General features: G+C 61.8%; 10 protein-coding genes and 1 tRNA gene. 8 read left to right on the top strand and 3 right to left on the bottom strand.

Annotation, left to right across the window (positions count from 1 at the left end; translation table 11 throughout):
• Window positions 1-181: 181 nt before the first annotated feature.
• Together DDE77_RS19775 and DDE77_RS17360 are read left to right on the top strand one after the other, a co-directional pair.
• Window positions 182-1,204, top strand: coding sequence for a L,D-transpeptidase family protein (locus DDE77_RS19775; RefSeq protein WP_210204424.1), 1,023 nt, complete (start codon window positions 182-184; stop codon window positions 1,202-1,204).
• A gap of 74 nt (window positions 1,205-1,278) precedes the next feature.
• Entirely contained in the window at window positions 1,279-1,917 is a 639-nt protein-coding gene (locus tag DDE77_RS17360; protein ID WP_108398740.1) for a hypothetical protein, read from the top strand.
• 211 nt (window positions 1,918-2,128) lie between these two features.
• On the opposite strand, the gene secA is transcribed toward DDE77_RS17360, so the two are convergent.
• Window positions 2,129-4,873, bottom strand: coding sequence for a preprotein translocase subunit SecA (secA, locus tag DDE77_RS17355; protein ID WP_108398739.1), 2,745 nt, complete (start codon window positions 4,871-4,873; stop codon window positions 2,129-2,131).
• Window positions 4,874-5,245: 372 nt separating this feature from the next.
• Between secA and DDE77_RS17350 the strand changes: the two genes are divergently transcribed.
• The 5 genes from DDE77_RS17350 (at window position 5,246) to DDE77_RS17330 (ending at window position 9,070) form a co-directional block, all read left to right on the top strand.
• A complete protein-coding gene (locus tag DDE77_RS17350; protein WP_245895372.1) occupies window positions 5,246-6,199 on the top strand; it encodes a peptidylprolyl isomerase in 954 nt (317 codons plus the stop codon).
• A 264-nt stretch (window positions 6,200-6,463) separates the two neighbouring features.
• Window positions 6,464-7,699 carry a bifunctional glutamate N-acetyltransferase/amino-acid acetyltransferase ArgJ gene (argJ, locus tag DDE77_RS17345; RefSeq protein ID WP_108398776.1) on the top strand — a complete coding sequence of 412 codons (1,236 nt, stop codon included), beginning with the start codon at window positions 6,464-6,466 and terminating at the stop codon, window positions 7,697-7,699.
• 7 nt (window positions 7,700-7,706) lie between these two features.
• On the top strand, window positions 7,707-8,456 hold the full coding sequence (locus tag DDE77_RS17340) for a GNAT family N-acetyltransferase (RefSeq protein ID WP_157959920.1): 750 nt from the start codon (window positions 7,707-7,709) through the stop codon (window positions 8,454-8,456).
• Window positions 8,453-8,851, top strand: a complete 399-nt coding sequence (locus DDE77_RS17335; RefSeq protein WP_108398737.1) for a (deoxy)nucleoside triphosphate pyrophosphohydrolase — start codon at window positions 8,453-8,455, stop codon at window positions 8,849-8,851. The genes DDE77_RS17340 and DDE77_RS17335 overlap by 4 nt, the downstream gene beginning before the upstream one ends.
• Before the next feature lie 24 nt (window positions 8,852-8,875).
• The gene (locus DDE77_RS17330) at window positions 8,876-9,070 is read left to right on the top strand and encodes a Flp family type IVb pilin (protein WP_108398736.1); all 195 of its coding nucleotides are present in this window, start codon (window positions 8,876-8,878) and stop codon (window positions 9,068-9,070) included.
• Between the two features lie 3 nt (window positions 9,071-9,073).
• Here DDE77_RS17330 and DDE77_RS17325 read toward each other — a convergent pair whose 3' ends face one another.
• Together DDE77_RS17325 and DDE77_RS17320 are read right to left on the bottom strand one after the other, a co-directional pair.
• Window positions 9,074-10,555, bottom strand: coding sequence for a M48 family metalloprotease (locus DDE77_RS17325; RefSeq protein WP_157959919.1), 1,482 nt, complete (start codon window positions 10,553-10,555; stop codon window positions 9,074-9,076).
• Window positions 10,552-11,361 carry a thermonuclease family protein gene (locus tag DDE77_RS17320; protein ID WP_157959918.1) on the bottom strand — a complete coding sequence of 270 codons (810 nt, stop codon included), beginning with the start codon at window positions 11,359-11,361 and terminating at the stop codon, window positions 10,552-10,554. Before DDE77_RS17320 ends, DDE77_RS17325 begins: the two co-directional genes overlap by 4 nt.
• A 145-nt stretch (window positions 11,362-11,506) precedes the next feature.
• Here DDE77_RS17320 and DDE77_RS17315 point away from each other — a divergent pair.
• Window positions 11,507-11,583: transfer RNA gene (locus tag DDE77_RS17315), tRNA-Arg, on the top strand.
• The last annotated feature ends 122 nt before the right edge of the window (window positions 11,584-11,705 follow it).

The raw sequence follows: 11,705 nt of genomic DNA, 5'->3' as shown, positions 1-11,705 counted from the left end.
GCTCTTTTCCGCCCCCTTCCAGGGGAAGGTCAGGTAGGGGTCTGCACGCTTGCGTGAATAAACCTATCTTTCGCGAAGATATGGCGTGTGGTAACGCTTCGTTCACCAGCACTTCTTCATGCTGCGCTAACCATCCGTCTCCAAGCGGTCGGTGATTTGTTTCGCTTCTAGGCTGCTTATCTTGACATATACCGCGCTGCGCAAATTGTGTTCTGTGCTGATCCTGCTGTGGGTGGCCCTGGGGCTGGTGGCCTGCGGCGGTTTTTTGCCCAAAAGCAACAGCAATCGCCACAACCAGCCGCTGCAAAGCGGCGTGGTCGCAGCGCTCAAGGCCATGGGGTCCGACCCCGGCGAAGCCATGATGATCCGCATCTTCAAGCAGGAAAAAACGCTTGAGGTGTGGAAGCGGACCAAGGCCGGCAATTTCAAGCTTTTCAAGAGCTATGAGATCTGCGCCTTTTCGGGCAATCTTGGACCCAAGATCAAGGAAGGCGACCGGCAGAGCCCGGAGGGCTTCTATACGATCACACCCGGGCTGATGAACCCGAACTCGGCCTATTACCTCGCCTTCAACACCGGCTTTCCCAACAAGTTCGACCGCGCCTGGGGGCGCACGGGGTCCGATCTGATGGTGCATGGCGATTGCTCGTCGCGCGGCTGCTACGCCATGACCGATGACGGCATTGCCGAAATCTATGCCCTGGCCCGCGAAACCTTCAAGGGCGGCAATCGCAGCTTCCAGCTGCAGATCTTTCCCTTCAAGATGAACGCTGCAAACCTGGCCGCCCAGGCCAGCAATGAGCATTTGCCATTCTGGAAGGACATCAAGGAAGGCTATGATCTTTTCGAGCTGACCAAGAACCCGCCCAGCTGGGACGTGTGCGAGCGGCAATATGTGTTTAATGCGCCCGGCAATGGCGCGCTCAACGCCATGGCCCCCTGCCCTGCCATGACGCAGAATGCGGTTTTGATCGCCAAGCAGGAGGCGGACGAAAAGGCCGTGGCCCAGCAGCTTTCGGCAGCCGAAAGGAAGGCGAATGAAGAAGCGGCGATCAAGGCGCGCGGCGAGGCCATGAGCGGGGCCGTGTCGGGCCTGTTCGGAGGCATTGGCGGGCTGTTTGGCGGTGGGCAGGGCGAGGTCAAGCCGGTCATGAGCGGCAAGCCGGCACCAACGCCTTTCCCCCGTGCGGAGTGGCTGCTTTAAAAGGGCAGCCTACCACAGGACAGCCGCATTTGCCGCCGATGGGGTGAGCCGACCTGCCGCAACGGAGATGCGCCTTGGAAGAAATCCCCACGATCGAGGCCGAGCAACGCAGTGCTGTCGCCGAGCAGCCAGCGGCCGCCCCTGCGCGACGCCTGGCCGGCCCGACGCTTCTGGGCTTTGTTGCAGGGCTTGTGGGCGTTGCAGCGCTTGCGGCATCGGCCTGGGTTTATACAGAGACGCAGCGGGACGTGGCGCGGCTTGCAACGGACATTGCCCAGATCAAGGTCAGCCTTGAATTGTTTAACCGCCAGCAGGCCAATGCTGCACCCGCGTCCGTGGATGATGGAGCGCTGGTGGATCTGCAAAATCGCGTGGGGCTGCTGGAGGAGAATTGGCGCAGTGGCCCGGCGGGTGCACCGGCAGGGCTACCGCCGCTGGCGCCCTCCGGGGCAGCCGCCTTGCCCAGCGATGGCGATTGCCTGCCCACAGGGACGCGCTTCATGGTGGCGGCAGGGGACGTTTATCCCGTGTGCGGCACGCCGGCGCGAGTGGAAATCGGCGCGGTGGATGACGGTTATATCACGCTTGGCAATGGCACGGTGATCGCGCAGGGCGGCACGGTGGGGCTGCCCGAAAGCCAATGCATGATCGCGGTGGTGCCAACCCAGGGCGGGGCGGTGAGTGGGTTTGCTGAGATTCGGGTGACGTGCTGAGGGCTGAGCCAATCACGAGCACGATGTCATCCCGGCCTTGAGCCGGGATCCATCCTGAGATGCTTGAAGGAGGTGAATCCTTCGACCTTGCGGACGTACAGCGATCTCGAGATGGGCCCCGGGTAGAGCCCGGGGTGACATTGTGTTTGTGGCGGCTTTTGGTGGCCACAGCAGGCAAAGAAAAAGGCCCGACTTTCGCCGGGCCTCTTTACTAGAACTGCCCGTGGCAGTGCTTGAACTTCTTGCCCGAGCCGCAGGGGCATGGGGCGTTGCGGGCAACGCCCTCCAGCAATTGAGGGTCGATGGGGGTGAGCGAGGGATCGCTGCCCGTGGCGCCCAGCGAGTCGGCAAGTGTGTCGCCGCCATCGGCATCGTTCTCGCCCGTCAGCGGATCGATATGGGTTTCGCGCAGGCGGGAAAGATCGGCAACTGGGGGCTGAACGGGGCGGGGCTGCAGCTCAACATGGCTGAGCTGGGTGGTCACGAGCTCGCGCAGATTGGCCAGCAACGATTGGAACAGCTCATAGGCTTCCTGCTTGTATTCGTTGAGCGGATCGCGCTGGGCGATGCCGCGCCAGCCGACCACCTTGGAGAGGTGATCCAGCGTGACGAGGTGTTCGCGCCAGAGCCCGTCAATGGACTGCAGAAGGATAGATTTTTCCACTTGGCGCATGACGCTGGGGTTGGGTGACCCCGCCGCTTCCATGGCAGCAATGGTGCGCGCTTCCTTGGTTTGGGCGGCTTCGTCGGCAGCGGCGATCATGCGCTCGCGCACGATCTCGGCGTCGATCCCCTCTTCCTCGGCCCAGGCCTGGATGGGCAGGTCGAGGTTGAGGTAGGTCTTGGCGGCAGCAGTGAGCTGTTCCACGTTCCACTGTTCGGGATAGGAGCGGGGCGGAATGGCCTTGTCGATGATGTTGTCGACCACATCGTGACGCATTTCGACAACGGTTTCGCTGACGTCCTCGGCATCCATCAACTCGATGCGCTGCTCGAAGATCACCTTGCGCTGATCGTTCATCACATCGTCGTATTTGAGGATGTTCTTGCGGATGTCGAAGTTGCGCGCTTCCACCTTGCCCTGCGCCCGCTCGATGGCCTTGGAAACCCATGGGTGGGTAATGGACTCGCCCTGCTCGAGCCCCAGCTTGCCCAGCATGGAATCCATTGAATCAACCGGGAAGATGCGCATCAAATCGTCCTGCAAGGACAGGAAGAACTTGGAATGCCCCGGATCGCCCTGGCGCCCGGAACGGCCACGCAGCTGGTTGTCGATGCGGCGCGATTCATGGCGTTCGGTGCCGATCACCATGAGGCCCCCGGCGGCGAGCGCCTTGGCCTTGTCTTCGGCTATGGTGCGCTTGATCTCGGCGATCTTGGCCTCGCGCTCGGCACCCTCTAGGCCGTCGGCTTCTTTCTGGATGCGCATTTCGAGATTGCCGCCGAGCTGAATGTCGGTACCGCGACCGGCCATGTTGGTGGCAATGGTGATCGCGCCCGGCAGGCCCGCATCGGCCACGATAAAGGCTTCCTGCTCGTGGTGGCGGGCGTTAAGGACATTCATCTGCCCGACATTCTTCTTGCGCAGAAGATCGGCCAGCATTTCGGACTTTTCGATCGAGGTCGTGCCCACCAGCACCGGCTGGCCTCGCTCCTGGCATTCCTTGATCAGATCGGCAATGGCGTCGAACTTTTCCGCCGCCGTGCGGTAGATGGCGTCGTCGTCATCCTTGCGCTGGATCGGCAAATTGGTCGGGATGGTGACAACGTCGAGCTTGTAGATGTCAGCGAATTCCTCGGCCTCGGTTGCCGCCGTGCCGGTCATGCCGGCAAGCTTTTTGTAGAGGCGGAAATAGTTCTGGAAGGTGATCGAAGCCAGCGTCTGGTTTTCCGGCTGGATCTTGACGTGTTCCTTGGCTTCCAGCGCCTGGTGCAGGCCTTCCGAATAACGGCGGCCCGGCATCATGCGGCCGGAGAACTCGTCGATAATAACGACTTCATCGTTGCGCACGATGTAGTCCTTGTCCTTGCGGAAGAGCTTGTGCGCGCGCAGGGCCGAATTGGCGTGGTGGACGAGGGCGACGTTTTCGACGTCATACATGGAGGAGGACTTGAGCAGGCCCATTTCGGCCAGCCTTTCCTCGAGCTTTTCGATGCCGCTGTCGGTAAAGGTCACCGCGCGCTGCTTCTCGTCGAGCTCGTAGTCCTCTTCCTCGATGATCGGCATCAGGGCGTCGATCGTGGTGTAAAGATTGGAGCGGTCTTCGGAGGGGCCCGAGATGATCAGCGGCGTACGAGCCTCGTCGATCAGGATCGAGTCCACCTCGTCCACGATCGCGAATTCATGGCCCCGCTGCACCATCTGCTCGCGCGTATATTTCATGTTGTCGCGAAGATAGTCGAAGCCCAGCTCGTTGTTGGTGCCGTAGGTGATGTCGGCGGCATAGGCGGCTTTGCGCTCAGGGTCCGTCATGCCATGGACGATGATGCCCCATTCGAGCCCCAGGAAATTGTAGATCTGGCCCATCCAGGCGGCGTCACGCTTGACAAGGTAGTCGTTGACGGTGACGAGGTGCGCCCCCTTGCCGGTCAGGGCATTGAGATACATCGGCAGCGTTGCCACCAGCGTCTTGCCTTCACCGGTGCGCATTTCGGCAATGCCGCGCTCGTTCATCACCATGCCGCCGATCAGCTGCACATCGAAATGGCGCATGCCAAGGACGCGCTTTGAGGCTTCGCGCACCGTGGCGAAAGCGGGAACAATCAGATCATCGAGGCTGCGTCCCTGGGCGATCTGCGCCTTAAACTCGGCCGTGCGGGCGCGCAGTGCGTCATCGCTGAGCTTTTCGAGTTCCCCTTCAAGCGCATTGATGGCCGCGACATTTGGCTGGTATCGCTTGACGTGCCGATCGGACGGAGAGCCGAAAATCCGCCGGGCGAGCGCAGCAAGTGCCATATTACAAGGTCCTTTGATTGTTCATCGCGGCCGCCCGACAATCAGCAGATATCCTTGGGAGACGGCGCAATGAGAAGCCTTTCCGGCTTTCGGAATGTCTTGATCCGCCGAGTGGCGGAAAAGCGGCTGAGATGTAAGAGCGCACCCCTCTATTGTCAACGTCAGCGAAATGCGCGACACCTCCGCGGCCTGCCGGAAAACCGGGCGCAAGCCACATGTTTTCGCAGCGCCTCCTCGCTCACGAAATGCGGCGTGGCACATTTTGGCCCAAGTGCCATGTGACGGCAGGCGCCGATCTGGCGGCAGACATTTGTTTGCCGTTGACCCAAAAGCTGCGGCGCCCTTTGCAAGCGCCGGCCAAGGAGAGCTAGCTTGTCCAAATCCTTTTCCCTGCGCTTTGCCCGCAGTGCCAGTGTTCTGGCCCTGATGATGGCCGCCACCGCCATGGCTCCAGCCTTCGCGCAAGATGCAGCGCCCGCCGCGCCCGCAGCCGAAGCCCCGGCGGCAGCACCGGCGCCCGTGACGCCGGAAACCGTTGTCGCAACCGTGGACGGCCAGACGATCACCGAGGCCGATCTCAGCTTTGCCGCTGAGGACCTGACCCAGGAACTGAGCCAGATGCCGCCCGAGCAGCGCAAGCCGTTCCTGCTGCGCGTGCTGATCGATATGAAGGTGATGGCATCGGCCGGCCGGGAAGCCGGCATGGGCGAGACGCCCTTGTTCAAGCAGCGCCTGGCCTATCTTGAAGACCGCGCCCTGCGCCGCGCCTATTTCGCCGAGGCAATCGCTTCGGGCGTAACCGAGCAGGCTGTGCGGGCCGAATACGATAAATTCGTTGCCGATTTCCAGCCGGCCGAGGAAATCCGGGCGAGCCATATCCTTGTGCCTACCGAAGACGAGGCCAAAGCGGTCAAGTCCGAACTTGATGGCGGGGCTGACTTTGCAACGCTTGCCAAGGAAAAGTCGATCGATCCGGGTGCTGCCAATGGTGGGGACCTGGGCTTTTTCGGCAAGGGCATGATGGTGGCGCCGTTTGAAACGGCCGCCTATGCCCTGACCGATGTTGGTCAGGTTTCCGAGCCCGTGCAGTCGCAGTTCGGCTGGCATGTGATCCGGCTCGAAGAAAAGCGCCAGTCCAGCGCTCCGGCATTCGAGCAGGTGGCAGGGCAGTTGCAGCAGCAGCTACTGATGAAGACGTTTGACGATACGGTCGCCAAGCTGATGGATGGCGTCGAGATCGACATCCCCGATGCGGCCTTGGCCAACGCCGTGCAGCAGCAGACCCAGACCGATGCGGCGGCCCAAGAAGCGCCGGCGGCGGAGTAAGATGGATCAGCGCGTGTGAGAACGCTCGCTTCCCCTGATTGGAATGGCCCTCGGAGTTGATCCGGGGGCTTTTTATTGGATGCAAGGCAAGGGGTGATCGGATTGGGCCTGATCGTTCACCAGGTAGGCAACGTATCGCCTTCGAGCCCAAAATCCTTCGCCCTCAGGGAAAGGTTAGGTGGGGTTCGTGAGCACCCGTCTTGCGAAGAGGCCATGTTTGGGGCACACGGGGAGACTGATTGCTTTTCCACCAAGGCTTTGCTCATGGCCCATCCGGTTTCCCCCCTCGCGCCGAAATCCTATCCCGACCTGCCGGCCATTGCCGGGGTGCGCTTTGCAACAGCGGAAGCAGGGATCAAGTACAAGAACCGCACTGATGTGCTCTTGATGGCCTTTGACGAGGGCACAACAGCGGCGGGCGTTCTGACCAAGTCCAAATGCTCCTCGGCGGCCGTGGATTGGTGCCGGGCTAATTTGCCGTCTGGCGGCATGGCGCGTGGGCTTGTGGTCAATTCGGGCAATGCAAATGCTTTTACCGGGGTCAAGGGCAAGCAGAGCGTGGAGCTGACGGCGCAATATGCGGCCAAGGCTTTGGGCTGCAGCACGGCGGAAATCTTTTTGGCCTCAACGGGCGTGATCGGGGAGCCGCTCGATGCCAGCAAGTTCGAGGGCGTGCTCGATACCATGGCTGGCAAGCTCGATTCCGGCTCGTGGATGGATCCGGCCAAGGCCATCATGACCACAGACACATTCCCCAAGCTGTCCGGTGCCATTCTCGAGATCGACGGCGTCGAGGTGCGGATCAACGGCATTGCCAAGGGCAGCGGCATGATCGCGCCCGACATGGCGACAATGCTGAGCTTTGTTGTGACCGACATGCCCGTGGCGGCACCTGTGCTGCAGGATCTGCTGGCCCAGCATGTGCAGACGACCTTTAATGCCATCACGGTGGACAGCGATACATCCACCTCCGACACGCTGCTCGCCTTTGCCACCGGCAAGGCCAATGTCGAGCCGCTGACCAGGCCCGACGATCCGCGCGCCCAGGTGTTTGGCGAAGCGCTGCGGGATGTTCTGTTTGACCTCGCCATCCAGGTGGTGCGCGATGGTGAAGGCGCGACCAAGCAGGTTTCGGTTCATGTGGAGGGCGCGACGTCGGACCAGAGCGCGTTCCGCATCGCCAAGGCGATTGCGGATTCCCCCCTGGTGAAAACGGCGATTGCCGGCGAGGACGCCAATTGGGGCCGGGTGGTTATGGCTGTGGGCAAGGCGGGCGAACCGGCTGATCGCGACCGGCTGGCGATCCGCTTTGGTGACCTCCTCGTAGCCAAGGATGGCGAGCGGGCGCCGGGCTATGACGAGGCCGCGACCTCGGCTTATATGAAGGGCGAGGAGCTTGAACTGACGGTGAGCCTGGGATTGGGCGAGGGAAGCGCCAGTGTTTATACCTGCGATCTGACGCATGGCTATATCACTATCAATGGCGACTACCGGAGCTGATAGGCGGGTGGCCCTTTCGCCCGCCGAGATCGAACAGGCAACATTGCTGGCCTGGCCGGCGCTCGAGGAAGCCGCCGATGGCGGCTGGACGGCTCGGTTCGCCCATGGCTACACCAAGCGCGCCAATTCCGTTCATTGCCTTGACCCGGCCGATGACGGGCGTGCCCAGCAGCGCATAACGGCTTTGGCTGAACTTTATCGCGCGCGGGACTTGCGGCCCGTGTTCCGCGTCACCCCCTTGGCAGGGCCCGGCATCGTGGCAGCGCTCGACGAGATGGGCTGGGATGTTTATGAGCCCAGCCTTGTGCTCGGCATGGAGCTGAGCAAGCGGCAAAGGCTGGTGTCGGCGCTTACCAAATATTTCGAGCCAAGCGATCCTGAATGGCGCCAGGTGCAAGCCGATCTAGCCGGCTATTCAGCGCAAACGCGCAATGTTCTGGGCCAAATCCTCGACCGGATCACGGTTCCGGCGTGCGGCATTGTTGTTTATGACGATAGCTACCAGCCGGCCGGCGCGGCGCTGGCCGTCAATGCTCAAAACTGCGCCGTGCTTCTCAATGTCGTGGTCGATCCCGCCAAGCGGGGCGAAGGCTTTGGCCGGGCAGTGATGCATGCCGGGCTCAACTGGACATCGCAGATGGGCGCGAGCTATGCCGCGATCCAGGTCTTGGCGAACAACAAGGTGGCCCTGGGCCTTTACCGCTCACTCGGCTTTGAGCAGATCTACGAATATCATTATCGGCGGGCACCCCAATGAATATCCTTCTTGTTGTTGCCTGCGCCCTGGTGGATGCCGACCGGCGCGTGTTGATTGCACAGCGACCCCAGGGGAAGAACCTGGCGGGCCTTTGGGAGTTTCCTGGCGGCAAGCTCGAAACCGGTGAATCGCCCGAGGCGGCGCTGATCCGTGAGCTCGAAGAAGAGCTGGGGGTTTCCACCAAGACCGCGTGCCTGGCGCCGGTGTCATTCGCCTCGCATTCTTACGAGAATTTTCACCTGTTGATGCCACTCTATGTATGCCGGAAATGGCAGGGCATTCCGCAGCCCAAGGAGCATACCGCCCTTAAATGGGTGCGGCCCCAGGCGCTGCGCGACTATCCCATGCCCCCGGCCGATGAGCCATTGATCGCCGCACTCTGCGATCTGCTCTAGCGACAGCACTGCGCGGGGGCGAGCATGTTGATGGCCTTTATCCAGGCATTCATCGATGACGAAAGCGGGGCAACCGCCATCGAATATGGCCTCATCGCCATGCTGACCTGCCTGTTGGCCATTGCGAGCTTCACCCTGGTGGGCGAGGCTGTGGTCAAGCTGTTCGACAACGGCACGGCCGAAGTGATTGCCGAGCAGACCAGCAAAATCCCGTCCTGAAGGCTATTGCAGGGCCACGATCTTGTAGCGCTCGCCTGGCACTACGGGGTCGCCGGGGTAAAGATTGTTGATGATGTAAAAGAGCTCCGTGCCGCGATTGAGCCCCTGCATCTGACGGGCAAGGCTATCGGCACTTTCGCCCGGCTTGGCGGTGACGATCTTGATCGACACCTTGCTGACCTGGGTGAGGTCGGCCGGCTCCGTGCGGCGGAAGCTTCGGAGCGTTGCTTCGGCGCCCTGGGCAAAGCGCGGGCTGTCGGCCTTGGCGGCAAAGATGAAGCGATAAACCTGCCCATCGAGCCGCATCACGGACACGCGGAAGAACCATTGATCGGTCTGCGCGAGGCCCGAGGCCATGTCGATGCCATTATAGCTTTGGCTGGTAACCGTTTCGGTCTTGAGGCCCGCAATCCAGCCTGATTTGAGGTAGTCGGTGAGGGCCAGGTCGGGCTGCACATCAGCACTGTCAAAGCGCACCGCTTCCCCATCGCCCGCCACGCCCACGACGGCGCTTTGCCCATTTTGCAGCACATAGCCCTGTGGCACGGTGAAGGTGAATTTGGACGCAGGATGGACAAAGCGCTGCCCGATAATGGAGCCTTGCGCGGGGCTGTCGCCAAAGGTGAGGCCAGCAATGGAGGCCAGATAGCCGGCGCGATCGGTTTCGCCAGCGCCCGATTGGCCAAACATGGTCGTGGCTGTGTCGACCGCCTTCTGGATGCGAGCGGGCGTTGAAGGATGGGAGGAGAGGAACCCGTCATCCCCATTGCCGGCGCCTGCCGAGAAAGAGGCAAAGCGGCTCATCACTCCCAGGAACCGCGCAGCTGCCTGGGGATCGTAGCCGGCCTTTCCCGCATATTCGATGCCTTCGCGATCGGCCTCCAGTTCCTGTGCCTGCCCGAAGGCCGCCATGGATTGACGCGTGCGGTTGGCAGCAGCATCGGTGGAAGTGTCACCGCCAAAAACACCCGTGATCACGCGATCAACGATCTGCGTGGTGCGGGTGCGATCCGTGCGGGCGCGGGCATGGCGCAGGGTGACGTGGGCAATTTCGTGCGCCAGGACAGCGGCCAGCTCGCTCGTGTCGGATGCCAGCGCCAGGATGCCGCGCGTCACATAGATATAGCCGCCCGGCAGGGCAAAGGCATTGACCTCGGATGTATCCAGAATGGTGACCTGGAACTGCGCATTGGGCTGGTTGGCCGCAGCCAGGAGCCGCCCCACAATGCGCGCAACCATGATCTCGGCCGGACGATCGGAATAAACCCCGCCATAGGCGGCAATGATGCGCGGATGCTCGCGGCGGCCGATCACCTCGTCATCGGGATCGGTGCCGGCGGGCACAACGGTGGGGGCCGGATTGTCACCCGTCCGGCTCACGGCGATGTTGGAATTGGAAAGCGTCGTGCAGGCCGACAGCGCGAGCAGCGAAACAGCCAGCAGCCCATGTCGCATAAGCCTTGCGATATCCGACTTGCCGCTCATCGTTCTGCCAGAACCTCGATCTGCTCGGGATGGGTCACCTCGATGCGCGGACCATCCCGGTTGTCCACCCATCCACGAACACGAATCAGTGCGCCGTCCAGCGCCAGCGGATCAAACTCGTCCCCTGCAAAAAGCCGCAGGGCCGGAGCCTCAATGACCACCGTGAAGTCTTCTTTCCAGTACTTGCCAAAGTTGAGATAAACCCGCCCGCCGCTCTTGTCGGCGAGAAGGACCCGCCCTTCCACAAGCTCATAATGACCGGCGCGGGCGAGGAGGTCACCCGGCGCATCGGCTTGGCGAACGCTGTAATAGGGATCGCGCCAAATTCCAAGCCCGGCGCGGCGCGCCTCCCCTTCCGCAGCCAGCAGCAAATCAAGGCAGGCGCGGTTGTCGGGAAAGGAGTAAACCCGCGCCAAACCCTTGCCGATCATGGCCTGCTGCACCCAAAGGGAGCCTTCGGCAGTGGCGACGAACACATGCGCAACGTGCCGGCCATAGCGGTCGATTTCCTCGCCGCCGTAACCCAAAAGCACCTCTTTGCCCCCAGCAAGCTCCCCAAGCGCCGCTTTGGCCTCGGGCGCCAGCGGCCAGGTGGGATAGTTTTCCCGTCCCAGGGGCAGCTTTGGGGCCTGGGTTCCGATCAACCGGACCACCTGGCCATCATCCAGGACCAGCGTGTCGCCATCGGTCACCTCGGCCACGACGCCGCCCTCAACCGTGCGCAATTGCGCGCAGGCCATGGCCGAAGCAGAACTTGCCGAAAGGGCCGCAAGGGTAAGCAGATAGGCAAGGCTGGTCTTGAGCAAGGAAGGCCCCGGAAAGCGTTTGCCCATCATATACGCGATTGGGGCAAAATTGCTGAACGCTTTTGTGCCCCAGACGGTGGAGGGCAGCCTTGCAGGCGCGACCAACTTGTAACGTTTGGTTCTAGCTGGTATTTCCTTGCGCCGTGGTCTCGTAGCTCAGCTGGATAGAGCACCGGATTCCTAATCCGGGGGTCATGGGTTCGAATCCCGTCGAGATCACCAGCGGGCCCCTAGGTTTTCCTATACAATCCTTCCCTAAAGCCGCTGGGGCGCCGGACAACTGGGGCGCAACTGGGACGCCGATTAAGGAATCATCCTCCAATCCTTCACCCCCACAATCTATC

Source organism: Devosia submarina (genome assembly GCF_003056345.1).
Lineage (GTDB): Bacteria > Pseudomonadota > Alphaproteobacteria > Rhizobiales > Devosiaceae > Devosia > Devosia submarina.
This window is presented reverse-complemented; position numbering and strand designations above follow the sequence as displayed.

Bases quoted from the DNA above. Each gene is read 5' to 3' on its own strand.
- secA (WP_108398739.1), bottom strand. From the start codon at position 4,873: ATGGCACTTGCTGCGCTCGCCCGGCGGATTTTCGGCTCTCCGTCCGAT.
- argJ (WP_108398776.1), top strand. From the start codon at position 6,464: ATGGCCCATCCGGTTTCCCCCCTCGCGCCGAAATCCTATCCCGACCTG.
- DDE77_RS17335 (WP_108398737.1), top strand. From the start codon at position 8,453: ATGAATATCCTTCTTGTTGTTGCCTGCGCCCTGGTGGATGCCGACCGG.
- DDE77_RS17330 (WP_108398736.1), top strand. From the start codon at position 8,876: ATGTTGATGGCCTTTATCCAGGCATTCATCGATGACGAAAGCGGGGCA.
- DDE77_RS17325 (WP_157959919.1), bottom strand. From the start codon at position 10,555: ATGAGCGGCAAGTCGGATATCGCAAGGCTTATGCGACATGGGCTGCTG.